This window comes from Moraxella nonliquefaciens (assembly GCF_001679005.1).
Lineage (GTDB): Bacteria > Pseudomonadota > Gammaproteobacteria > Pseudomonadales > Moraxellaceae > Moraxella > Moraxella nonliquefaciens.
The window spans coordinates 1-22695 of record NZ_LXTW01000035.1 but is presented as its reverse complement, the minus strand read 5'-3'; the positions used below and the strand labels follow the sequence as shown (position 1 = coordinate 22695).

General features: G+C 40.7%; 26 protein-coding genes and 2 pseudogenes. 18 read left to right on the top strand and 10 right to left on the bottom strand.

What is annotated here, in order from left to right:
- Positions 1-10 precede the first annotated feature (10 nt).
- A complete protein-coding gene (locus tag A7456_RS10255; RefSeq protein ID WP_067010383.1) occupies positions 11-1387 on the bottom strand; it encodes an ATP-binding protein in 1377 nt (458 codons plus the stop codon).
- A 288-nt stretch (positions 1388-1675) separates the two neighbouring features.
- Here A7456_RS10255 and rpsP point away from each other — a divergent pair, with 288 nt between their 5' ends.
- The 6 genes from rpsP (at position 1676) to A7456_RS10225 (ending at position 5907) form a co-directional block, all read left to right on the top strand.
- The gene (gene rpsP / locus A7456_RS10250; protein WP_066888337.1) at positions 1676-1921 is read left to right on the top strand and encodes a 30S ribosomal protein S16; all 246 of its coding nucleotides are present in this window, start codon (positions 1676-1678) and stop codon (positions 1919-1921) included.
- A gap of 95 nt (positions 1922-2016) precedes the next feature.
- Entirely contained in the window at positions 2017-2550 is a 534-nt protein-coding gene (gene rimM, locus A7456_RS10245) for a ribosome maturation factor RimM (RefSeq protein WP_066888335.1), read from the top strand.
- Positions 2551-2552: 2 nt separating this feature from the next.
- Positions 2553-2801, top strand: coding sequence for a YfhL family 4Fe-4S dicluster ferredoxin (locus A7456_RS10240; RefSeq protein ID WP_067010380.1), 249 nt, complete (start codon positions 2553-2555; stop codon positions 2799-2801).
- A gap of 67 nt (positions 2802-2868) precedes the next feature.
- Entirely contained in the window at positions 2869-3933 is a 1065-nt protein-coding gene (locus A7456_RS10235; protein ID WP_066894049.1) for a DUF475 domain-containing protein, read from the top strand.
- Positions 3934-4101: 168 nt separating this feature from the next.
- Entirely contained in the window at positions 4102-5472 is a 1371-nt protein-coding gene (gene argH / locus A7456_RS10230) for an argininosuccinate lyase (RefSeq protein ID WP_197940329.1), read from the top strand.
- 144 nt (positions 5473-5616) lie between these two features.
- A complete protein-coding gene (locus A7456_RS10225; protein WP_067010373.1) occupies positions 5617-5907 on the top strand; it encodes an oxidative damage protection protein in 291 nt (96 codons plus the stop codon).
- Between the two features lie 101 nt (positions 5908-6008).
- Here the strand turns inward: A7456_RS10225 and sstT are convergent, their stop codons facing one another.
- Entirely contained in the window at positions 6009-7223 is a 1215-nt protein-coding gene (sstT, locus tag A7456_RS10220) for a serine/threonine transporter SstT (protein WP_066894027.1), read from the bottom strand.
- Between the two features lie 175 nt (positions 7224-7398).
- A complete protein-coding gene (locus tag A7456_RS10215; RefSeq protein ID WP_067010371.1) occupies positions 7399-8901 on the bottom strand; it encodes a leucyl aminopeptidase in 1503 nt (500 codons plus the stop codon).
- 263 nt (positions 8902-9164) lie between these two features.
- Here A7456_RS10215 and A7456_RS11030 point away from each other — a divergent pair, with 263 nt between their 5' ends.
- From A7456_RS11030 to lptG, 5 genes are all read left to right on the top strand, one after another.
- A complete protein-coding gene (locus A7456_RS11030) occupies positions 9165-9332 on the top strand; it encodes a DNA cytosine methyltransferase (protein ID WP_082995571.1) in 168 nt (55 codons plus the stop codon).
- A gap of 88 nt (positions 9333-9420) precedes the next feature.
- Positions 9421-9966, top strand: coding sequence for a hypothetical protein (locus tag A7456_RS10210; RefSeq protein ID WP_227713281.1), 546 nt, complete (start codon positions 9421-9423; stop codon positions 9964-9966).
- A complete protein-coding gene (locus A7456_RS11990; protein WP_227713301.1) occupies positions 9957-10151 on the top strand; it encodes a DUF3883 domain-containing protein in 195 nt (64 codons plus the stop codon). Before A7456_RS10210 ends, A7456_RS11990 begins: the two co-directional genes overlap by 10 nt.
- Positions 10152-10241: 90 nt before the next feature.
- A complete protein-coding gene (locus A7456_RS10205) occupies positions 10242-11561 on the top strand; it encodes an LPS export ABC transporter permease LptF (RefSeq protein WP_067010368.1) in 1320 nt (439 codons plus the stop codon).
- Positions 11558-12649, top strand: coding sequence for an LPS export ABC transporter permease LptG (gene lptG / locus A7456_RS10200; RefSeq protein ID WP_067010366.1), 1092 nt, complete (start codon positions 11558-11560; stop codon positions 12647-12649). Before A7456_RS10205 ends, lptG begins: the two co-directional genes overlap by 4 nt.
- A 105-nt stretch (positions 12650-12754) precedes the next feature.
- Here lptG and A7456_RS10195 read toward each other — a convergent pair whose 3' ends face one another.
- Both A7456_RS10195 and A7456_RS10190 read right to left on the bottom strand, forming a co-directional pair.
- Positions 12755-14041 carry a CapA family protein gene (locus A7456_RS10195; RefSeq protein WP_067010364.1) on the bottom strand — a complete coding sequence of 429 codons (1287 nt, stop codon included), beginning with the start codon at positions 14039-14041 and terminating at the stop codon, positions 12755-12757.
- A gap of 21 nt (positions 14042-14062) precedes the next feature.
- Complete coding sequence (locus tag A7456_RS10190) at positions 14063-15244, bottom strand: anhydro-N-acetylmuramic acid kinase (RefSeq protein ID WP_067010362.1); 1182 nt, start codon at positions 15242-15244, stop codon at positions 14063-14065.
- A 291-nt stretch (positions 15245-15535) separates the two neighbouring features.
- Between A7456_RS10190 and A7456_RS10185 the strand changes: the two genes are divergently transcribed.
- Positions 15536-15949: an ACP-like domain-containing protein gene (locus tag A7456_RS10185; protein ID WP_067010360.1), complete on the top strand. Its 414-nt coding sequence runs from the start codon at positions 15536-15538 to the stop codon at positions 15947-15949.
- 135 nt (positions 15950-16084) lie between these two features.
- On the opposite strand, the pseudogene A7456_RS10180 reads toward A7456_RS10185, so the two are convergent.
- Positions 16085-16682: pseudogene (locus A7456_RS10180) on the bottom strand (IS5 family transposase).
- On the opposite strand from A7456_RS10180, the gene A7456_RS10175 reads away from it, so the two are divergent.
- Positions 16660-17460 carry a cation transporter gene (locus tag A7456_RS10175; RefSeq protein ID WP_064602420.1) on the top strand — a complete coding sequence of 267 codons (801 nt, stop codon included), beginning with the start codon at positions 16660-16662 and terminating at the stop codon, positions 17458-17460. The pseudogene A7456_RS10180 and the gene A7456_RS10175 overlap by 23 nt on opposite strands.
- Here A7456_RS10175 and A7456_RS10170 read toward each other — a convergent pair.
- The 4 genes and pseudogenes from A7456_RS10170 to A7456_RS11025 all read right to left on the bottom strand — a co-directional run bounded on the left by A7456_RS10170 (position 17379) and on the right by A7456_RS11025 (position 19367).
- Positions 17379-17876: a hypothetical protein gene (locus A7456_RS10170; protein ID WP_067010358.1), complete on the bottom strand. Its 498-nt coding sequence runs from the start codon at positions 17874-17876 to the stop codon at positions 17379-17381. The genes A7456_RS10175 and A7456_RS10170 overlap by 82 nt on opposite strands.
- Positions 17877-17936: 60 nt before the next feature.
- Positions 17937-18245 carry a hypothetical protein gene (locus A7456_RS10165; protein WP_067010355.1) on the bottom strand — a complete coding sequence of 103 codons (309 nt, stop codon included), beginning with the start codon at positions 18243-18245 and terminating at the stop codon, positions 17937-17939.
- Positions 18235-18468, bottom strand: a complete 234-nt coding sequence (locus tag A7456_RS10160; RefSeq protein ID WP_227713282.1) for a hypothetical protein — start codon at positions 18466-18468, stop codon at positions 18235-18237. The genes A7456_RS10165 and A7456_RS10160 overlap by 11 nt, the downstream gene beginning before the upstream one ends.
- Before the next feature lie 78 nt (positions 18469-18546).
- A pseudogene (locus A7456_RS11025) lies at positions 18547-19367 on the bottom strand (IS5 family transposase).
- A 312-nt stretch (positions 19368-19679) separates the two neighbouring features.
- On the opposite strand from A7456_RS11025, the gene tyrS reads away from it, so the two are divergent.
- From tyrS to A7456_RS10130, 5 genes are read left to right on the top strand one after another with little or no spacing between them, the layout of a single operon-like run.
- Positions 19680-20888: a tyrosine--tRNA ligase gene (tyrS, locus tag A7456_RS10150; protein ID WP_067010348.1), complete on the top strand. Its 1209-nt coding sequence runs from the start codon at positions 19680-19682 to the stop codon at positions 20886-20888.
- Between the two features lie 14 nt (positions 20889-20902).
- The gene (locus tag A7456_RS10145) at positions 20903-21307 is read left to right on the top strand and encodes a hypothetical protein (protein ID WP_067010345.1); all 405 of its coding nucleotides are present in this window, start codon (positions 20903-20905) and stop codon (positions 21305-21307) included.
- An 8-nt stretch (positions 21308-21315) separates the two neighbouring features.
- Positions 21316-21801: a PDDEXK family nuclease gene (locus A7456_RS10140; protein ID WP_067010341.1), complete on the top strand. Its 486-nt coding sequence runs from the start codon at positions 21316-21318 to the stop codon at positions 21799-21801.
- A complete protein-coding gene (locus tag A7456_RS10135) occupies positions 21794-22021 on the top strand; it encodes a DUF1653 domain-containing protein (protein WP_067010338.1) in 228 nt (75 codons plus the stop codon). Before A7456_RS10140 ends, A7456_RS10135 begins: the two co-directional genes overlap by 8 nt.
- A complete protein-coding gene (locus A7456_RS10130) occupies positions 22015-22416 on the top strand; it encodes an FKBP-type peptidyl-prolyl cis-trans isomerase (protein WP_082995570.1) in 402 nt (133 codons plus the stop codon). The genes A7456_RS10135 and A7456_RS10130 overlap by 7 nt, the downstream gene beginning before the upstream one ends.
- Positions 22417-22695: the final 279 nt, after the last annotated feature.

Sequence of the window (22695 nt, the reverse complement as noted above, 5' to 3'; positions counted from 1 at the left end):
GTTTTATCACTCATGGTGCATGCACATCATCTACCAAAGGAATATGCACAAGAACTTCTAATCCGCCGTCGTCATGATTGCAAGCGATGACCTTGCCTTGGTGTAAGTGGGCGATACGACTGACGATGGCAAGACCCAGTCCACTGCCTTGGGTTGTCCTTGCTGTCTCCCCACGTTCAAAGGGTTGCATGATGCGTTGTAAATCATCCTCTGCCACACCCTCACCCTCATCATGCACCTTGATGGTGAGTATTTTTTGTTTTGGGGTGTTATGAGTGGTCAAATCATGAGATGCGTGATGACCAATCACAGCCCCCAAATGAATGGGTTCACGCCCATAACGTACCGCATTATTGACCAGATTAACAATCAAGCGTTTTATGGATAAAGGACGTACCATGATATTTTCAGAGACACGATTGTCATAGATAAAGTGCACATCATTAAATTGCACGCTAATTTCATGAAAAATCAACTCCAAATTGGTCTCTCGCACGACCTCATCTGAGCCATCTTTCATAAATGACATGAATTGTTCCAAAATAGCATCCATATCCTCAATGTCGTAGACAAGCCCTTCTCTAAAAAATTCATCAGGCAACATCTCGGCGGTCAGTCGCATGCGTGTTAGGGGTGTGCGTAAGTCATGGCTGATGCCAGCGAGCATGATGGTACGTTCTTTTTGGGTTTGGTGTAGGGTATGAAACAGGCGATTAAAGGCGGTGTTAACCTTACGAATCTCATTTGAGCCAATCTCAGGCAATACAGTTGCCCGCCCCAGATGAATGTAATCATTGGCGGTGCGTTCTAATTTTTTAAGTGGGCGATTTAGGCGACGCACTAAAATCAGACTGACCAAAATGGTCAAAATCGGCAAACCAAACACAAAGCCAACCATCAGCCCCACACTGTACTGCGAATAATGAATGACAGGTTCACGCAACCAAACATTAGGATGTTTACTGTCCCAAATCCACAGTTTTGGTGTGGGTTTAAATTTAAAATAAACCCGAACCTCACGCCCAAGTTCTTGGCTGACTTGTTCGGCAAAAATATCGGTAAAAAAATCAGCCACTATTTTGTCATTGACCACAGGAAATTCATTTGGGTTACTGATGATTTGTATATGACTGTTATCTTGTATCCATTTTAGCATGGCAGGGTCATTTATAAAACTTTGATGGGCGTTATCAATAAAGGTCAGTTCACTTGCTAAATAACTGGCATGATTTTTAATCTCAGGTAAATATAAGCTCCGCCAAATCAGCCAAATTGATAAGGCGATGCTGGTAAAGACGATAAAAACCACCATGCTTGTGGTCTGCCATGTGTTAGAGTTTAGCGTGTGTCTGATTTTAAGTTGCCAATATTTATAGTTTTTTTTCATAAAAATGGGGTAAAAATGCGATACACTCTATTGTAACACAGGTTTTATGTGTGGTCATATCATTAAAAAAGTTGGTGCGTATTCTTTATCAAGCCAATGAGCCAGACTCTTGTTAGTGATAACACATGATATGATAATTTTAAAAAATTACTTTGAAAATGGCATAAAAATTGGTATAATTAGGGTCTTTTTAAATCTGGTTTTGCCATCGGCTCATCCTCACATTATTTGGCGACCAGTTTTTCTTGCAAATATTTTGTCATTTATTGAATTTAAGAGAGAATTATCATGGTTGTTATTCGTCTGGCTCGTGGCGGCTCAAAAAAACGCCCATTTTACCAAATCGTTGTTGCTGATAAGCGTGCATCTCGTGATGGTCGCCATATTGAACGTATTGGTTTTTTTAATCCGTTGGCTCGTGGTCAAGAAGAAGCATTTCGTATTGACCAAGACGCTTATAATGCGTGGATTGGTAAAGGGGCTCAGCCTTCTGACCGTGTTGCTCAACTGGTTAAGGCTAATAACAAAGCCTAATCGCTGACATTTTGTGTCGGTTTGTGTGTCTCTTGTCATTGGTTGATGAGTGCCATGCAGACCGATTTTTATTTTATCAATTTATCTAAATCCTCATGACAACATCACCCAATCCTGACACGCTCATCCACATCGCTACCCTAAAAAAACCTTATGGCATTAAGGGCTGGTTGTGGGTATTTAGTTTGACCGATAACCGCTCGGATATCTTTGAGATGCCTCATTGGTATATGAAAACAGCATTGGGTTTTCGCCCTTTGACAGTCAGCCATTGGCGAGAGCAGGGGGCAGGGCTTGTGGCAAGTTTTAAACAAGTGCCTGACCGTAATGTGGCAGAGACGATGAATGGTGTAACGATATGGGTGGACAAATCAAATCTGCCCACACCAGATGATGATGAGTATTATTGGTCGGATTTGGTGGGGCTGACGGTTGTCAATGAAGCTTGTGAAAATTTAGGCGTGGTAAAAGAAATGTTTGAAACCTCCGCCCATGCCATCATCTCCGTTAAGCCAACAGCACAGAGCGTGGATGATGAGGACAGACTCATCCCATGGCATAGCGATATTGTGTTAAATGTGGATTTGGATGCCAAAACCATGCTTGTGGCATGGGGCAAGGATTACTAAGCATGGCTCTAAAAATCACCACCGACTGCATCAATTGCGATGTGTGTGAACCTGTCTGTCCCAATGAAGCCATATCAGCAGGCGATGATATCTATGTCATCAATCCCAACTTATGTACCGAGTGTGTGGGGCATTACGATACGCCTCAATGTGTGGATATCTGTCCTGTGGACTGCATCCCCAAAGACCCCGATTATGACGAGAGCTTCGATGAGCTACTTAACAAATATCATAGAATTATCAACACTTAGATAAAAGCGATGATTATTTATCGCTTTTTGTTGTGATAAAATTATAAAGCAGGAATAGTTACCCATGATGAAAACCCTAAGACATTTTTATTTTGATATCTTTTTTACCATTGTTTGCTTGATGGGGGCGGCGTATTGGGGGTTTACCCATGGTGGTGTAACAGCCATGCTCTCAGCACTGTTTATCACACTGGTATTGGCACTCATGGAGATTTCATTGTCCTTTGATAATGCGGTTGTCAATGCCTCTGTGTTAAAACATTGGGATAAATTTTGGAAAACGATTTTCTTGACAGTGGGCATGCTCATTGCTGTGTTTGGCATGCGACTGGTGTTCCCCATTGTCATTGTGGCAGTAACGGCAGATATGGGCATGAGAGAGGTTGTGGATTTGGCACTTAATAACCCCAAAGAATATTCTGCCAAACTCATGGCACACCATGCCGAGATTGCCGCTTTTGGGGGTATGTTTTTATTGCTTGTATTTTTAAATTTTGTGTTTGATGATAAAGACATTCATTGGTTTGGCTGGCTTGAAAAACGTCTTGCCAAATTTGGCAAAGTAGATGCCATGAGTGTATTTGTGGCAATCATTGCTTTGATGATATCATTGTCGTGGGTGGATGATGTTCATGAACCTGCGGTGCTGATGGCAGGTGTGTGGGGCATTCTTATTTATATGGCTGTCAATGTACTCTCTGCCTTTTTGGAGAGCGATGATGGTGAAGCGGTAGATGGCAATGAAGTGGCGGGGGCGATTGCTAAGGGTGGCATCGCAGGATTTTTATACTTAGAGGTGCTGGATGCGTCATTTAGTTTTGATGGCGTGATTGGGGCATTTGCCATCACCAATGACGTGGTTATTATCATGACAGGTCTTGCCATTGGAGCGATGTTTGTACGTTCAATGACGATTTTTTTGGTAGAAAAAGGTACGCTTGATGAGTTTGTATATCTAGAACATGGGGCTCATTATGCCATTGGTGCATTGGCGATTATTATGCTTATATCTATGAGATTTCACGTACCTGAGATTATCACAGGGCTTATTGGGGTTGCCTTCATCGTAGCATCTGTGATTGCGTCTATCCGCCATCGTAAACATAATTCACCCAATGCCACAGATGGCTAGTTTTGTCTGTGCCAAAATAATGCTCCAATGATAATCAATGACAAATCTGATTAAAGTTCAAATCATGCCATAAAACCGCTTGTACTCTGCACCGTTCATTGTTAAGATACGCTTATTTTATCATAAGGAATTATCATGACCATCTCCCAGTCTTCCCAAACTGCCCAAATGTGGGGCGGTCGTTTTAGTGAAGCCACTGACCGTTTTGTGGCTGAATTTACAGCTTCGGTCAATTTTGACAAACGCATGGCAAACCAAGACATACAAGGTTCTATTGCTCATGCCACCATGCTCGGTGCTTGTGGTATTATCACCATAGATGAAAGTCGTCAAATCGTGGATGGACTTAATCAAATCAAAGGTGAGATTGAGCGTGGTGAATTTGAGTGGCGTGTAGAGTTAGAAGATGTTCATATGAATGTGGAGAGTCGCCTAACTGCTCTTATCGGTGATGTTGGCAAAAAACTGCACACAGGGCGTAGCCGTAATGATCAGGTAGCAACCGACATTCGTCTGTACCTAAGAGATGAGACAGATAAAATCATCGCTCTGATTGGCAAATTACAAAATGGTCTGCTTGATTTGGCGACTGGCCACACCCAGACCATCATGCCAGGCTTTACGCATTTACAGACCGCCCAACCTGTCAGCTTTGCCCATCATGTCATGGCGTGGTTTGAGATGCTTTGCCGTGATAGTGAGCGTTTTGCCCAGACTTACACTCGCATTAATCAAATGCCACTGGGTTCAGCTGCTTTGGCAGGGACAACCTATCCCATTGACCGCACGATGACCGCTCGCCTGCTTGGATTTGATGGCATTTGTGAGAACTCATTAGATGCCGTGTCTGACCGTGATTTTGCCATTGAATTTGTTGCCAACGCCAGCATTTTGATGATGCACCTATCTCGCATGAGTGAAGAGCTGATTTTGTGGATGTCAGCACAATTTGACTTTATTCATATCCCTGACCGCTTTTGCACAGGGTCATCCATCATGCCCCAAAAGAAAAATCCTGATGTGCCAGAGTTGGTACGAGGTAAGAGTGCTCGTGTGTTCGGACAGCTGACAACCCTGCTGACACTCATGAAAAACCAGCCTTTGGCGTATAATAAGGACAACCAAGAAGACAAAGAACCACTCTTTGACTGTGTGGATACGCTGACAGGCTCACTCATTGCTTTTGCTGACATGCTACCAAATATCATCCCAAATGTGGATAATATGCGTACTGCCACGATGAAAGGCTATGCCACAGCGACCGATTTGGCGGATTATCTTGTCAAAAAGGGTTTGCCATTTCGTGATGCACATGAGGCAGTCGGCACAGTGGTGGCACTTGGTGTGACAAAAGGTGTGGATTTGAGTGAACTTAGCCTTCATGAATTAAAGGCAGTCAGTCCGCTTATCGGCGATGATGTCTTTGACTGTCTGACTTTGGAGGGTTCACTAAATGCCCGTGACCATATCGGTGGCACTGCCCCAGAGCAGGTGTTAGAGGCGATTGAACGTGGGCGTGGGCGGATTAGAGGCTTGTAATATCTTAGTCCAATTTTAGTCCAATTTGGCATATCATCATAAAAATATGTGTGCAAGTTGGACAGTCATGTGCAAATGATGGGTTGATAACTTAGCATTCATCCCCACATTTGCCATCATATTCTTTTTAATTTTGGAGGTGTTATGCAAATCTTTAATCCCAAGGCCAATTTGGTTTTTTGTCGCAAATATCAACAAAACCTACCCAAAATGCCAAATCCCCCATTTCCTAATGCCAAAGGTCAAGAATTACAAAATACAGTTTCGCAAAAAGCGTGGAATGAATGGCTAGAATTACAAACCATGCTCATTAACGAAAAACACCTAAGTATGATGGATAAAGATGCCAAAAAATTCATCGCCCAGCAACGTGAGTTATTTTTGGATAATGGCGACTATGAACGCCCAGCAGGATTTAAGCCCAAAGACAGCTGATTGATACTTAGACATAAAAATCGGACGTGATGTCCGATTTTTTGTGTTTTTGGGCAAATCAATGACATACCAATTGGCACATTAACCACAAAGATACTGATTTAACTTTTATGAGCATATTTGGGGTCACAGGCGGCGGTAAAGAGTACATCTGTGGATGAGTTAAGGGCGGTCTCAGCTGAGTCTTGCACCACACCGATGATGAAACCGATGGCAACCACTTGCATGGCTATGTCGTTAGAGATATTAAACAGTCCACACGCCAACGGAATGAGCAACAGCGAGCCACCTGCCACACCTGATGCACCGCAAGCACTGACCGCCCCAACGATGGCAAGAAGCAAGGCTTGAAAAAAGCTGACTTCCACACCAAGGGTATGGACGGCAGCTAAGGTTAGAATGTTGATGGTGATGGCAGCTCCCGCCATGTTGATGGTTGCCCCCAGTGGAATGGTGAGCGAGTAAGTATCTTCGTTAAGTCCCAGTTTTTTGGCAAGATTCATATTGACAGGAATATTGGCAGCAGATGAGCGAGTAAAAAATGCTGTTACCCCTGATTCACGCAGACAGGCGATGACCAATGGGTAGGGGTTTTTACGAGTTTTGATAAAAACGATGATGGGATTGACCACCAAAGCAATGAACAACATGGCCCCAACCAATATCATAAGCAGTTTGGCATAGCTTGCCAGACCATCCAGACCTGTCTCTGCCACGGTCTTAGAGACCAGCCCCAAGATGCCAAAAGGAGCTATCGCCACAATCCATTTTACCACTGCTGAGACGGCATTTGAGATGTCATGCACGACGGTTTTTGTTGTCTCTGTGGCATAACGTAGCCCAAGACCGATTAGCACCGACCATGTTAAGATGCCCAAATAATTGGCATTGCTAAGGGCGGTTATGGGATTGGCAACCAGATTCATGAGTAGATTTTTTAGAACATCACGCAAGGATTGTGGTGCGGATTGCTCTACTGCTTGTATGTCAGTTAAACCCACAAGTTCAATAGGAAAAGCAAAACTTGCCAATACAGCTGTCAAGGCGGCACTAAATGTGCCAACCACGTACAATAACATGACAGGTCTCACCTTAGCATCACTGCTACTTTTAAACCCTGCCACAGCAGAGAGCACCAAGGCGAACACCAATATCGGGGCGACCGCCTTTAATGCCCCAACAAACACATCACCCAGCACCCCAAGCGACATACCAATATTGTTGCTAACACCGCCAATGAGTACACCCAGTACCAAAGCAATCAAAATAAGTGGCACAAGCCCCATACGCATGTATGCATTCACAAGTTGACGCATGAATCATTCCTTATTAAACATTTATCAAATCACAAGTAAGACTACAAAATGTGATAACTATACCATTTTTTGTAATAAAAGTGTTAATAAATCTTCATGTTGCTAATAATTATCAAAGACCCAATAAAAAAGCAACCACTTACAGATGATTGCTTTGTTATTGGGTGATGGGCTGTTAGGACTGGTCTGTTTGACTCACCAGGTAACGCATGAGCATGGGGACGGGGCGACCGCTTGCTCCTTTGTTATCGCCACCTGACCATGCTGTGCCTGCGATGTCTAAGTGAGCCCATGCTTGACCTTCTTTGATAAAGCGTTGCAAGAAACACGCTGCCGTGATAGAACCGCCTTCACGTCCGCCGATGTTTTGGACATCTGCAAAGGTGGATTTTAGCTGTTCATCATAGGCATCATCTAGGGGCATTTGCCATACTAGGTCGCCTGTGTACTCGCCTGCTTCTTCTAGGGCGAACAGCGTGTCTTCATCATTACAATACAGTCCTGAACGCACCGAACCCAAGGCAATCACGCACGCTCCTGTCAAGGTCGCCGCATCGATGATGGTGCGTGGCTTATAATTATCTTGAACATAGCACAAAGCATCGCACAATACAAGACGACCTTCGGCATCGGTGTTTAGAATCTCAACACTCATGCCATTCATGGCGGTTACGATGTCTGATGGGCGAGTGGCTTTGCCCGATGGCATGTTCTCAGCACAGGCAAGTATTACCACCATGTCCAGTGGCAGGCGAGCTTCACATACCGCCTTGATGGTGCCAAGCATGGCAGCTGCCCCACCCATGTCATACTTCATCTCCTCCATGCCTGCTGATGGTTTAAGTGAGATACCGCCTGTGTCAAAGGTAATGCCTTTGCCAACCAAGGCGATGGGGTCTTTTAATTTGTCTTTTTTCTTGCCTGTTTTACCGTGGTATTCGATGACTGCCAACTTGCCCTCATTATCTGAGCCTTGTGAGACCGCCAAAAAACAGCCCATGCCCAGTTTTTTCATCTCTTTTTCACCAAGCACATTCACGCTGACCACGTCTTTGTAGTCTTTGCCCAGTTTTTCGGCAGCTTTGGCAAGATTTGCAGGGGTCATGATATTTGGGGCATCATTGGCAACATCACGAGCCAGACTTTGTCCAATGTGTGTGGCAGTGGCGATGGCTAAGGCATTTTCATAATCGGCTTTGGCATCTTTGGTGTTGATAAATTCAACAGCAGATAGGGCGATTTTGTCGTCTTTTTTGGACTTGTAGGGTTCAAAACGATATTTGGCATGTAGCAGAGCATTGACAAACTGCCCAAAGTGCTTTTGGCAAATGACATCACCCCATGCCACGAGTGCAGATTTGCTGTTTTTGATGGTGTTAAAAGTGGTCTTACCCAGTTTTGGCATTTGATTGGCAAGTTTATCTGGTGAGCCTGTACCGATTACGCTGATAATTTGACCGTTATCAATACCATAATCAGTAACGCTCTCGCCGACCGAGCCTTTAAAGCCACTGACCTTGATGAGTGCATTGGCACGGTCTAAGTGAACACCATCAAGATTGCCCAAGATATTGGCATCGCTATCAGCAAAGATGACCAAATGTAAAGGGGTTTTGGTTTTTTTGGAGCTAAACTTGTCGCTGATGCTTAGGTCTAGATTTAAAGGGGATGCAGGCATAAAAACTCCTTGTTTGTGGATGAAAAAGGGTTGTTCAAATGCTAAATTCTAACATACTTTTATGGGTTTAGACACAGGCTTGATGAGTGATTACAAAAAATTAATAAAAGAGAGTGGATTTTGGGCGATTGCTAAGGAAGTGATAAGGTTACGGCAGGTAAGGGGTGTTTTGATTTTGGATGCTTATCAGCATAAGGCATCAAAAGTTTAAATTTTTAGCATAAAGTGTTATAATACAATACAATTTTCTTAAAATATGATTTATGTCTAAATTTACATTTATTGATTTGTTTGCAGGCGTTGGTGGTTTTCATTTTGCAATGCAAGCTGTTGGTGGCGAATGTATTTTTGCCAGTGAGTGGGATTTAAATGCTAAAAAAAACTTATTTTGCCAGTGTTGTGCCTATCATCAAACAGTGAATATTCTTTAAAGTGAATATTGTTTAATATGGTTAAAAAATAAAATATGAGATATAATCTTAGTAAAATAAACATGAATACTATGAATTATTAAATCGGATGGGATATGGACTGTCAAAATTTAATCATGAATTCATTAAACAGTTTGACTGTAAAAATAAAGAGCAATTTTATCAGTATTTTGTAGATTTTGGCATTGTAAAAACCAAGAGTGTGGTCAAAAATCGCCAAGATTTATTTGACCCTTATTTTGATAATGGTAGATTGGGCTGGTGGCAAAAAAAGGAAGTCTATGAACATCGAAAATTATTGATTGATGGTTTGTTTGGTGCTGAAAATGTGGTTAATTATGCCAATATTATTAAATTGATTTTGAAAAATGATTATAAAATCTCTGATTTTATTGTTGAAAACACCAGCATTGAACCAATCACACAATCAAAATTTAAAAAAATGCAAGAAACTGGTTTAGAGGATAAATTGTATTTTATGAATAATTATCAAAATATTGAATTATTTGTTAATGGGGTTTTACAAGATGCAAGATTATTTGGCGATTGTTATGATTTTCAAATTGTAACCAATTCAAACAATTATTTGGCAGAAGTAAAAGGCATTCGTCAAAATAAGGGAAAATCTGTTTAACAGAAAATGAGTATATAAAAGCCTGTGAATACAAGCACGATTATATTTTAACATTGGTTTTAAATTTAAATGAAGTGCCAAGATTTTTAGTTATAGAAAATCCAGTTAATGAATTAAGTTTTAAAGAAGTAATTTTTCAGTCAAAACCTGTAAAAGAGTATCATTTGGAGCGTAATATATGCTAAATTTTCAAAAATTATAAGGCAGAATTTGGCAGTTATGAGAATTTTATCCATCATGTGTAAAAAGTCTTTGCATGAATTTTAGCAAAACCCATGAATATTTGCTATAATAGCCAGTTTTATCATCAGCCTAGCACCGTGATTTTACGCACTTATATGATACGCCAAGTTGCCACGACGACCGCCCTTGTTTTGGGGTTTTTGGTGGTCATGCTTTTGGGTGGTCGCCTGATACGTTATTTTGGCATGGCTGCCGAAGGGGGTCTTGATGTTGGGGTGCTGTGGACGCTTATCGGTTATAACTTGCCTTATTTTTTAGAATTGATTTTTCCTTTGTCCTTTTTTATCGGTCTTATGTTGGTATTTGGGCGACTGTATGCCGACCATGAGATGGCGGTGTTAAACGCAGGGGGAATAAGTCGTGGGATGGTATCAAGGTGGATTTTGCCGTTAGTGGTGGTGGTATTTATCATGCAGGGTTTCATCACACTTATCGCTAAGCCATGGGGTGTTGCAAAAGCAACCAATATTTGGCAAGAGCAGTCGGTGATGGAGATTTTTGATTTGATTCGCACCAAAGAGTTCATCAGCAGTGGCGATTATCATCTGTATGTGGGCGAGGTGGGTGATGAACGTGAATTTTTAAAAGATGTCATCGTCATTCAGATGAATGATGACAAACAAGCAGAGCATGCCCATACACCAACCACACATTCCACGACAGAACAGAGCGACCCTTTACATGCTGATAACCCAGATGCGACCAAGAGTTCAAATCAGTTGTTCTCTGGCAAAGATGTCATTATCTTTGCCAAATCCGCCACACAAGTACCGACCGCCACACATGATGGTTCGGTGGTGCTTGACTTGCATGAGGGACGACGTTATGAAGTAGATGCTACCAGTCGTCAGTACAGTCAAGTGAGTTTTGGGCGTTACCGCATTCATCTGACAGGTAAGAACCAAAACCAAGGACGTCCGATAAAAATAGAGGGCATCAGTACAGGGGAGTTGTTGGGTTTACGTGGGGTGCAAGGCAATATCACGCTAAAAAACAACATATTTAGTCCACATCAGGTATATGCTGAGCTGGGTTATCGGTTGACTTTGCCATTTTTAATCATAATCGCCGTGCTGCTTGCCACACCGCTTGCAAGGGTACAACCTCGTCAAGGCAGATGGCTTAAACTCATTCCTGCAATTTTCATTTTCGTGGCGAATGTGCTGATTTTAATTTCCCTAAAAGAAAGCATTGCCAAGGGTAAGATTGGCGTATTTATTTATCCTTTGGTGTTGGTGCTGTGCATCGCTTTTGCTTTGTATCTTAATTATCATGACACCATTATGGCACGGTTTTACAAAAATCACATTAGCCGCCAAAATCATCAGCAATCAGGGCAAGGAGTGTCATGAAAACATGGATTTTGCCACGTTATGTCATTCGTTCGGCACTGTTTGCCATGACAGGAGCAGTGGCAGGATTGTGGTTATTACAAATCATCTTTGCTTATCTGTCTGAGCTTGAAAATTTATCACAGACTTATACTTATCTTGATGCTTTGCGTTTTATTTTGTACCGCTCACCTTATTTTTTGGTGGAGTTTATTCCCACAGGGGCATTGCTTGGGGCGGTGATAGGGCTTGGACTGCTGGCAGCTAACAGTGAGCTTGTGGTCATGCGAGCATCTGGTGTGAGCATATATGGCATTATCGGTCATGCGATGTTGCCAGCTTTTTTGTTTGTTGTCATCTCATTGGCACTAAACCAGTTCATTCTACCAATAACCAACCAAAAAGCATCACAGATAGCCACGCACACCGCCACAAATGATAGACTATTTACGGTTAATGGCTACTGGGCAGTGAACGAAACCGAGCAAGGTCAACAGATTGTTTATATCAGTTATGCCAACTCAGATGGTAAGTTGGGATTGACCAAACGCTACCATTTGGATAAAAGAGCAAATCTTACAGGGCTAACCTATGCAGGCAGTGGCGTGTTTCAAGGGCAAACAGATGATGATTATGAGTGGCAATTAAACGACGTGGTACAGTTAACCATAGACAAGATGGGTGTATCTGATGGTTTTCATGCACATAAGATTCTATCACTGCCTCTTGCCCCAAGCGATGTCCATCTTTTGACCAAAGAAGCCGAAGATTTATCTTTGACTGACTTATATGCTCATCATAAGCTCATGCACCATCAAGGCAGGCGCTCTTTACGTCATGAAGTTGTCTTTTGGCAAAAACTGTTGTCCCCCTTTGCTGTGCTGTCTTTGGTGCTGGTGGCATCTTCTTTTGTATTTGGTTCGTTGCGGTCGCAGGGGCTGGGCTTGCGAATTGTTATGGCATTATTGGCAGGACTTTTATTTAGCTACTTGACTGATTTGACAGGGTTTGTGGCGTTGGCAACAGGGTTTTCACCATTTTTTATGGCGTTATTGCCAATCATCATCAGTGCAGGCGTGGGTGTTTATTTATTGCAAAGACGACAATGAGAAAGCCAAATACTGCCCATTTTATGACCGTTTTTAAGGTGGATTCATCAAAAGAAATTCACTCATTCTACACATTTTTCCAAAATAACGATTGATTGACCAGTCTTATTTTGACGAATGGGTGATTTTATTATTATAAAATATCAAACCGCTATCAGGAAAATCTAGTTGGGTTAGGCGTTTTAATTCACCAAATGCACGATTGTCTTTATCTACCATCACCCCTTGTTCTTTGGTTTGATAAACAGACACCACATCTGCCAAGACAAATTTACCATCGGTTTGCATGCTGACGTTGATAATGGGGGCAATGCCACTTAGCCCACGTATATTAAACGCCCCATACGTATTAAAATTACCCAAACTATAAGCAATAAAGCGGTCTTTATAAACTTCTACCGCTCGGGTTACATGGGGGCCATGACCGATGACAATATCCGCTCCTACATCGATGAGACTGTGCGAAAATTCGTAAACGTTACCACGATTTTCATCAAGATACATTTCGGTGGTTTTGGGGACACGTACATGATTTGCTCCTTCGGCACCGCCATGAAACGAGACGATGACAATGTCCACTTTTTTATCCAGCTCTTTGACATAACGTTTGGCAGTCTCTAAATCATTGATGGAGAGTGTTCCGATATTTGGCGAAAAAGCAACCATGCCGTACTTTACTCCATTTTTGACAAATGTGGTTGTGGGCTTAGAGGTCAGTCCTGCATAATAAATGCCAACATCCGCCAGTGTGTTCTTGGTGCTGATACGTCCGACATCACCAAAGTCGCCTATGTGATTATTGGCAAGGCTTAGTAGATTAAATCCTGCATCTTTGATGATTTTGCCATAGCGTGTTGGCATGCCAAAGGCATGACATTTTATGGGTTTGGGCTGATCTGTTTTAGGGTCAATGGCAGGCGTGCCCGAGCATTTGGTTGAGTTGCCATTATCCAGCAGTGCCCCCTCTAAGTTGCCAAATACCACATCGCCTTTTAGATGGGGCTTGACATATTTAAAGCTGTCACGACCGTCATTGGGTGGCAAAAAATTGGTGTTAGGAAAAAATGACCCTATCATAATGTCACCCACTGCCACAATGTTAATAAGCCTATTGTTATGCACTGTGGCGGTATTATTGAATGATAAATCATCATTTTCTATCACAGCATCATCACTGACGATGATGGTTGTGTCTTGATTGGGGTCGTATTCAAAATCATTAAATTTATGGGGGATATGTCTGACCACATCATTTTTATAATTGATGATGGCATGGGTAAGTGCGTCGCCAAAATCATCAATTTTTTGTAAAAGGTGTGTCTGAGTTGTATTATTGCGCGATTGGCATAAGATGCTTAGTGTGATAAAACAAAGCAGTGAGGATTTTGTCATAAAAATACTCCTTAGTATGTACTAACCAAAACACACCACACCCAGCACCACATCTTTGTTCGCCCCTGTTATGGCAGGTAAGTTAGCTGTTTGCATGAGTATATTTTGGCGAGCCAGCCAAGCAAAAGCCACCGCTTCCACCCAAGTGGGGCTGATACCTACCGCATCAGTTGTGTGTATGTCAAAGGTAGGCAGGTAATGAGCAAGTCGTGTTAGTAGATGAGTGTTATACGCCCCACCGCCACAGACGTATAACGTGTTATTGGTTTTGGCAAATTTGGCAATCTCAATACTTGCCGATAAGGCACTAAATTCGCACAAAGTTGCCTGCACATCCACAGGCTCTATGTTCATGTTCATCAACACCCCATCTAGCCATGCCATGTTAAACGCTTCTCTTCCTGTGGATTTGGGGGCAGATTGCATTAAAAAAGGATGATTCATCAGTTTGTCAAGCAGAGCAAAATCCACCGCCCCTGACTTTGCCCAGTTGCCATATTTGTCATGGCTGGCCCCTTGATGACGATTTATCCAACCATCCATGAGTAGGTTTGCCACACCTGTATCATAGCCTGCCACATTGTCATCCAAAGCATCGTTTAGCACGGTAATGTTGGCAATGCCACCTAAGTTTAAAATAACAATTTGGCTGTCGCTTTTGTCATTTGCTTGCCCAAACATTGCCTGATGAAAGGCAGGCACCAAAGGGGCCCCTTGACCACCCACCGCCATGTCTCGTCTGCGAAAATCTGACACCACCGTCACGCCTGTGCGTTCAGCCAGAATATTGGGGTCAAGCAGTTGTAGACTAAACCGCCAATTTGGGCGGTGTCGCACCGTTTGTCCATGACAGCCAATGGCAGTGATGTCATCGCTTGTTAGGTCTGTTTTGGCAATGAGTTCATTGACAATCTCACTGGCAAATTCACCATACAGACGGCTTGCCAAACCCCAAAAATCAAGCTCGCTAAATCGGTCAAACTCCCCCACCGCAAGGGGTGCTGTGCCATTGGGTGTGCATAAGGCAAGCAAAATCGCCCGCAATTTGTTACAAAAGGGCTTACTGTGAGTGGCAATAATTTTGGGCGTATCACCGTCAAAGTCGCACAGCACAGCATCTAGGGCATCAAGACTTGTTCCGCTCATCATGCCAATATAGTAGCGGTCTGCCAAATCCACGTCAAAGGCGGTATTACAGATCATGTTTATCCTTAGGTTGAACTGATTATTTGGTTAACATGGGTTGTAAAATATCCATCATACCAAACTTTAAAGTATGTGATTGGGTTTTAAAATGTAACAAAATATGTCAAAAACGATAAAATTCATTGAATAGACGCTAAAAAAGCAATGATGTTATCAAATTTTTAACAATTCTTTACTATTATAATGTATTATTCTAAATGAGCTGATGATATATTAATGCAATCAACTTAGGACACCTAACATCTAAGGTGATTTTATTAGACACTTTTCATTTTCCAAGGAGAAATCATGAAATTTTTAAAGGCTCTTGTTCCTGCCCTAGCATTGGTTGCTACTGTTTCGCACGCAAGTGATATCTTAGACCACAAACAAGCCGTCAGAGATACCACAAAAGTGCGTCAAGTAAATTATACCTGTGCCACAGGTGGTAGATTGACAGTCAAATATGGCTTTAATGAGCAAAGCCAACCAACTTATGCTGAGGCAGTTGTTGGTGGCAAAAATCGCTTCATGCCCATCAATCTTGCCCGTTCAGACGTGTCAGGTACTTTCTTTGGTCAAGAAGACAGCTACACACTCGGTGTGGATGCTCTGACGCTTGGTAATTACCACAGAGTAGGTTTGGCAAGCATTCAAGACCCTGCCAGCGAGATCATGCACAAAGATTGCCGAGTGGTTAGCATCAAAAAAATCAAAGGTTAATATCTTTATATTAGACTTCTTGTAAAACCCTAAATTAAAGAAGATCATTCGCTCTGAGCTAAGTTGAACCATAACGGTTTTCTGCCATCTTTCGACAAGCTCAGGGCGAACGGATTACTAGAGTCTGTTGAACATTCATATCTTAATCCATTGATAAGCAAAGGCTAGAGCCACATTATTTTCAAAGTTTCTTTTTAGCTTATCAAAGCGTGTGGCAATCGCTCGATAATCTTTAATTGTGAATCATAGCCTTTATCAGCACTTAGCATGACAACATTGATTAAATCAACTTTATCTACCAAGTCTTTTGCCATTTTGATGTCATGGGTTGTGCCATCAGTGATGATAAAGGTAATTGGATTACCATGAACATCAACGGCTAAATGTATTTTAGTTGTATTACCCCACAACTTTTAGCAATCGCTTGGTCTTTAGGGTTTGCTCCACTGTTATGTTGATGGGCTTTGATGTAGCTACCATCAATAAAGGCCCATTCCATGCTTGGTTGGTCTATTACTTTGTTAAACAGTAAAATGAGCTTGTTATTGGCTGACCAACGGTTGAAAGCTTTGTAAACTGTATTGTGTTTCCCAAAATATTTGGGTAGGTCTCGCCATGGTAAGCCTACTTTCATTCGATACAATACACCTTCTACAGTCTTTCGTAAGTTGGGTTTGTCATATAATCCAATTTCAAAAGGAACTAAATAGATGAAAAAGACCATTTTTAACATTGCCAAAATGGACTGCCCGTCCGAAGAGCAGCTCATTCGCATGCGTTTAAAAGATGTGTCTGATATTTATGAATTACAGTTTGATATTGCTGGGCGGTGCTTAACCGTCTATCACGATAATCAAGATACAACGATTTTACAAGTACTTGAACCGCTTAATTTTGATAGTCATATCATTTCCACCGAAGTGATTGTTGATAAGATAGTGTTTAATAAGCCTGATGAGCGCTTAGAAAAAAGATTATTATATCAAGTGCTCATGATTAACTTTGTGTTTTTTATCATAGAGTGTTCGGTTGGTATTTTTGCTAATTCTATGGGGCTGATTGCTGATAGTCTAGATATGCTGGCGGACAGCTTTGTCTATATATTGGCGCTATCAGCCATTGGTATGACGCTGGCGTATAAAAAACGTGTGGCATTTTTGGCGGGGATAACGCAGATAATATTGGCGTTATTTGGGGTGATAGAAGTGATTAGGCGTTTTATCGGTGCTGAGCAGCTGCCCAATTATCAACTGATGATTGGCACGGCATTTTTGGCATTGATTGCAAACTGGCTGTGCTTATATCTACTGAGCAAAAATCAAAATAAAGAAATCCATATCAAAGCCAGCATGATTTTTACATCCAATGACATTATCATCAATATCGGTGTGATAGCGGCGGGAGCATTGACGTTATTGACTCATTCTAGCTATCCTGATTTAATCATTGGCATGATTATCTTTGTCATTGTACTATTTGGTGCCAGAAATATTTTAAAATTGGCAAAATAATTCCTTTCACCAGCAAAGGAGTTTTTATGCAAATATCGGTCAAAGCTACCTACATACGTGGCAGTACTTCCAAAAACTTGATTTTTTAAAATGTGGTTAATGCGAGTTTGTTTATCTGGTATTTGATTTTTTAAGCCTTTATCCAAGCGTTTGACAATTTCACGCAAAAATACCCCAGATTTACACACAGGGTCTAAGAATGTCGCCTTTGGATTTGACCATAATTCATTTGGCAATAAATCCAGCATTTGATTGGCAAGTTTTGGCGATGTAAACACTTCATCATTAGACAGACTGGATAAACAATCCAGCACATCAGGGTTATAGCCCAATTCAAATAGCGATAATTGACCTTGTTGAATGGCATCTAGGTCTTTTGTGATGTTGCTGTCTATTTGAAAGTTTGAATTTTCCATTTATAAATTACCTTTATTTATGGTTACATCAAAACCGATATTACAGCTTTCATTTATTATCTAATTTTTTAAAATATGATTAATACGAGTTTTTCTATCAGGGATTTGTCTTTCTAATCCCTTATCCAGTCTTTTAATTACTTCACTCATAAATATTTGAGATTTACAATTATTATCCAAAAACTTGATATTCGGATTAGACCAAATATCACTAGAAAACAAATCCAAGACCCTGTTGATTACTTCTTTTGTTAAATTGTCATCACTATTTAACATATCAAGACAATCTAACACATTATCATTATATAAACTTTCAAATAAATTTAGATTTCTTTCTAAATTCACATCTTTAATGACATCAAATTTCATTTTCTTGCTCACTTATTTCCAAAAAATAGATTTCTGGATAATCAGGTGGAATAGGTTTGGCAATAAAACCTTTATCAATAGAAGAAGCATTGTCTAGTTTTTCCACCAAATTTTCATAGACATAATCATGCCTTTGGATAAGCGTTTTGCTGATGAGCTTCCATTTGCTAAATACAATGGGATTTCCATTTAAATCTTTTAGCGTTAACGCATTGCCACCCACGATATTTTTTTGATAATAAAAACTTTGCCGTGTCAATAACAGCAGGGTCTGTTTGTTTAAAATAGACCTCTTTCCAAACTACCCCAGCTCAAAATTATAAATCGCAGAAATTAGATTCACCCTTAATCCAAATCTTTTTCTGCGATTGCGGTAGCGACATGATAAGATTTTAAAACACTTGAGTTTCCCAATGACATGTTCATTGGTTACTCGCTTGGATGATAACTTGCGATTTGCTTTTTTATCTGCTTTGGTTAAAGGTTTAAGTTTTGTCTTTTTCTTTGGTAGTTGGCTATTTGCATGAGTTTGTTGTATGCCTTGATAGCCTGAATCTACTTAAATCAAAATACTTTGTTTGATGGTTATTTTTGATGATTGGTAGAGTTTAAAGTCATGCATGCCTCCTCTACCAACATGGGTGCATAGTATTCTCTTACTCTTTTTATCAACAACAATTTGTGCTTTTAAGGTATGACGTTTCTTTTTGCCTGAGTACTGTCGCCTTTGCTTTTTTTAGGTCTCTCTATGGGGATTTCTGTGGCATCAATGAGTACAGTTTCAAGGTTGTTGTCTTGCCATAAGGCTTTTTTACCTGGCAAGGCAAAGTCTTTGTGATTGATGAGTATACCTTCCACCCATTTAATTGCCTTGCACACAGCACTTTTAGTAATACCAAAGTCTTGGGCTATGTGAAATTGACTGCGGTATTCTCTGTAGTAGTTTAAGGTTATGACAAGTTTACTCTCTGGGCTAATTTTGGCTTTTCTACCGCCTTTTTTATGTTGTTCATTGTAGGCTTCTTGTAGTATTGTAAGCATGTGTTGATAAGTAGTTCTTTTTATACCAAAGTATCGTTTAAACTCACTGTCGTTTAGTTTTTCAGCTTGCTTGGGTGTCATGTCTTGGTTTTTTAAGGTTAAATGGGTATTATAACATGATGTGTTGTTGGTTTGGAAAGGGGTCTATTGTTGAGATAGAGACACCCAGCCGTTTTGCAGCTTCGTTAATACCAATCAATCTATTCATAATTACACATTATAGAGTAGATTTAGGTAGATTTCAAGTAGCTGTTTTTTGCCCTAGTTTTGAAGGAAATTTATTATCACATATCAGACAAAAAATAGCTCCAATTCGGGGCTATTTTTTGTTTTTAAAATGGGGGTAAATTTGCTATACTAACACAATTTTTCTTTATATGACAAAGGTGTCCCATGTCAAATTTTTTACCCCCTGCCGAACAACTTGAACTTCTAAAACGTGGCGTGGTGGAGATTTATTCCGAAGAAGATTTGTTAAAAAAACTCGCCAAAGGTCGCCCTTTGCGTATCAAACTTGGCATGGACCCCACTGCCCCTGACTTACATTTTGGTCATACGGTCGTGCTTAACAAACTGCGTGCTTTTCAAGAATTGGGGCATGAAGTGCTGTTTTTGATTGGCGATTACACCGCTCGCATTGGCGATCCGTCTGGCAAAAACGCCACTCGTCCGCCCCTGTCCGAAGAGCAGGTCAAGGCAAATGCCGAAACCTACGCCAAGCAAGTCTTTAAAATCCTAGACAAAGACAAAACCACCATTATGTTCAACTCCGACTGGTTTGGCAAAATGAGTGCAGGGGACATGATACAGCTCGCCAGTCAGCTTACCGTGTCTCGTATGTTAGAGCGTGATGATTTTTCAAAACGCTATAACAGTCAAACCCCCATCGCCATTCACGAATTTTTATATCCACTTGTGCAAGGTTATGACAGTATTGCCATGGATGCTGATGTGGAACTGGGCGGAACTGACCAAACCTTTAATTTGTTGATGGGGCGTACCCTACAAGCTCGCTATGGCAAAGAACCACAGGTATGTATTACCATGCCAATCTTAGAAGGCTTGGATGGTGTGCAAAAAATGAGCAAATCTTTGGGTAATTATATTGGTATTGATGAACCCGCTGGGGTTATGTACCAAAAAATCCTATCCATGCCTGACACGCTCATCGCTCGCTACTTTGAACTTTTAAGCTTTAAGCCAATGAGTGAGGTTAATGCGTTGCTTGATGACATGAAAAATGGGCGTAATCCCCAAGAGTTGAAGAAAATCCTAGCCCTAGAACTCATTGAGCGTTTTCATGATAAAGATGCTGCTGATAATGCCCATAAATCAGCAGGTAATCGCTTGGCAGATGGCGAGTTGCCTGTGGATTTGCCAGAGGTCAGTTTATCTTTAAATGGTCAAGAAAAATTATTCATCACCCAAATCTTAAACCAAGCAGGTCTTGCCAAAAATTCCGCCCAAGCCAAAGACATGCTATCTCGTGGGGCGGTCAAAGTGGATGGGCAAGTCGTAGATGCAAGTTTTGCCCTAAGCGTGGGGCAAACGGTTGTGGTACAGGCAGGGAAGAAGGCATTTGCTAGGGTGAGTGTGGCGTAATCAAGGATAAAAAAATGAAAGTTGTTTCTCTAAAAACAGGTCAAGAGATTTATGGGGTTATTTATAAAAATAACCCTAGTCAAATCCAAGAGATTTTAAATAAACCAAAAGTTTTACAAGGTGGACATGCTACAGCTGAAGAAGCTCAGAAGTATATTCAGCCATTTTTAATTACTTTCAATTTTTGCTATTTCCAAAAAAGTGATATGGAAAATGATGAGTATTCTTATTTATTTGATAAGCTATCAATCAATCATTTTGTAGTAGGGGTATTTAATGAAATAGGTGGTAAAAATCACATTTACATACTGCGAGATACCAATAATGACATAATTGCCTTGAATAAGAATATTTTAGAAGGTGAAATTAAAGATATTACTGTGAGAAATTTTATTGAGAATTTTTTGTTAATTAACTAAACATTATTATGAAATCATCAGAAATTATCGATTTGTTGTTACAAGCACAATTTTATGCTGAAAAAAGTCATGGAATTTCAAATATTTTGCAACCAGGCATTATAAAAGAATTGATCATGGCTGAGATATTAGGTCATCAGCTTATACCACAAAAAGATCTTCCTGACGCTAAAGATGAGAGCGGTAATTTTTATGAATATTTGGCTAGCATTAGAAGAGTTAATACAAAAACAAATAAAGGTTGTAGTTTTCAAATGGATAGGATTACAAAAAGCAATCTATCAAGAATAACTAGAAATCATACATTTTATTTCGGTATTTTTAAAAATCATTTGGAGATTGAGCAAATATGGGTTGTTGAAATACCATTAGTATTATCTGAAGTTGAAAGACAGTTAAAAAAATGCAAAAATGATATAGCTCATGTAAATTTTCTATTAAAATGGCTTGAGACTAATGGCAAGTTAATCTATCAAGTGCAGAATTATGAATGACGTAAATTTAAAAACAGGCATCTACCGCCATTACAAAGGTAACCTTTATCAAGTGCTACACACCGCCTGCCACTCCGAGACCGAAGAGACCCTTGTCGTCTATCGTGCCTTATATGGCGATTATAGGGTGTGGGTACGCCCTTTGACGATATTTTGTGAAAGTGTAACGATTGATGGCAAGGCTTTGCCCCGTTTTGAGCTTGTTAAGGAGCTATCATGAGCAAATTTGAAATTATTGACCTTGTCATCGGCACAGGCAAAATATGCGAGCGTGGGGCGTTAATCATGGCTCACTACACAGGTGCACTAACGGACGGCAGTGAGTTTGACTCATCGCACAGCCGTGGACAAGCCTTTGAGACTGTCATCGGTATAGGGCGTGTGATTAAGGGTTGGGATTTGGGCGTATTGGGGAGCGAGATTGGCGAAAAACTGCTTGCCAAATGGGGTATAAGCGTGGATTTGCCAGCGTGCGAGCCGATGAGAGTTGGTGGAAAAAGACGGCTTATCGTTCCTGCTTTTTTGGGCTATGGCGAGCGTTCGGTGGGTAAGATTCCGCCCAATTCGGATTTGGTGTTTGAGATTGAGCTGATTGATGTCAAAACAAGAGATTAAATATTTATAAAAATCAATAACTTATAAATATTTTTAAAAAATTACCACAAAAAGACTTTACAACCCAAAACTATCCTGTATAATACGCACCACCCAGGCAGACAAGCTAATCAAAAGCTTGTTTACTTTCAATAATTTAAAGTTAATAAAAAGGTGTTAAAACAACATCATAAAAAACTTTAAAAATTTTGAAAAAAATGCTTGACATTAAATTTTAAAAGCGTATAATACGTACTCATTCGCTGGACGACAGACGAATCACTATTTAAAAACATACTA

Bases quoted from the DNA above. Each gene is read 5' to 3' on its own strand.
- tyrS (WP_067010348.1), top strand. From the start codon at position 19,680: ATGTCAAATTTTTTACCCCCTGCCGAACAACTTGAACTTCTAAAACGT.
- A7456_RS10175 (WP_064602420.1), top strand. From the start codon at position 16,660: ATGAAAAAGACCATTTTTAACATTGCCAAAATGGACTGCCCGTCCGAA.
- A7456_RS11030 (WP_082995571.1), top strand. From the start codon at position 9,165: ATGTCTAAATTTACATTTATTGATTTGTTTGCAGGCGTTGGTGGTTTT.
- A7456_RS10145 (WP_067010345.1), top strand. From the start codon at position 20,903: ATGAAAGTTGTTTCTCTAAAAACAGGTCAAGAGATTTATGGGGTTATT.
- A7456_RS10140 (WP_067010341.1), top strand. From the start codon at position 21,316: ATGAAATCATCAGAAATTATCGATTTGTTGTTACAAGCACAATTTTAT.
- A7456_RS10185 (WP_067010360.1), top strand. From the start codon at position 15,536: ATGAAATTTTTAAAGGCTCTTGTTCCTGCCCTAGCATTGGTTGCTACT.
- A7456_RS10195 (WP_067010364.1), bottom strand. From the start codon at position 14,041: ATGACAAAATCCTCACTGCTTTGTTTTATCACACTAAGCATCTTATGC.
- A7456_RS10170 (WP_067010358.1), bottom strand. From the start codon at position 17,876: ATGGAAAATTCAAACTTTCAAATAGACAGCAACATCACAAAAGACCTA.
- argH (WP_197940329.1), top strand. From the start codon at position 4,102: ATGTGGGGCGGTCGTTTTAGTGAAGCCACTGACCGTTTTGTGGCTGAA.
- A7456_RS10210 (WP_227713281.1), top strand. From the start codon at position 9,421: ATGGGATATGGACTGTCAAAATTTAATCATGAATTCATTAAACAGTTT.
- sstT (WP_066894027.1), bottom strand. From the start codon at position 7,223: ATGCGTCAACTTGTGAATGCATACATGCGTATGGGGCTTGTGCCACTT.
- A7456_RS10205 (WP_067010368.1), top strand. From the start codon at position 10,242: ATGAATATTTGCTATAATAGCCAGTTTTATCATCAGCCTAGCACCGTG.
- A7456_RS10135 (WP_067010338.1), top strand. From the start codon at position 21,794: ATGAATGACGTAAATTTAAAAACAGGCATCTACCGCCATTACAAAGGT.
- A7456_RS10225 (WP_067010373.1), top strand. From the start codon at position 5,617: ATGCAAATCTTTAATCCCAAGGCCAATTTGGTTTTTTGTCGCAAATAT.
- lptG (WP_067010366.1), top strand. From the start codon at position 11,558: ATGAAAACATGGATTTTGCCACGTTATGTCATTCGTTCGGCACTGTTT.
- rpsP (WP_066888337.1), top strand. From the start codon at position 1,676: ATGGTTGTTATTCGTCTGGCTCGTGGCGGCTCAAAAAAACGCCCATTT.
- A7456_RS10190 (WP_067010362.1), bottom strand. From the start codon at position 15,244: ATGATCTGTAATACCGCCTTTGACGTGGATTTGGCAGACCGCTACTAT.
- A7456_RS10165 (WP_067010355.1), bottom strand. From the start codon at position 18,245: ATGAAATTTGATGTCATTAAAGATGTGAATTTAGAAAGAAATCTAAAT.
- A7456_RS10240 (WP_067010380.1), top strand. From the start codon at position 2,553: ATGGCTCTAAAAATCACCACCGACTGCATCAATTGCGATGTGTGTGAA.
- A7456_RS10215 (WP_067010371.1), bottom strand. From the start codon at position 8,901: ATGCCTGCATCCCCTTTAAATCTAGACCTAAGCATCAGCGACAAGTTT.
- A7456_RS10235 (WP_066894049.1), top strand. From the start codon at position 2,869: ATGAAAACCCTAAGACATTTTTATTTTGATATCTTTTTTACCATTGTT.
- A7456_RS10255 (WP_067010383.1), bottom strand. From the start codon at position 1,387: ATGAAAAAAAACTATAAATATTGGCAACTTAAAATCAGACACACGCTA.
- rimM (WP_066888335.1), top strand. From the start codon at position 2,017: ATGACAACATCACCCAATCCTGACACGCTCATCCACATCGCTACCCTA.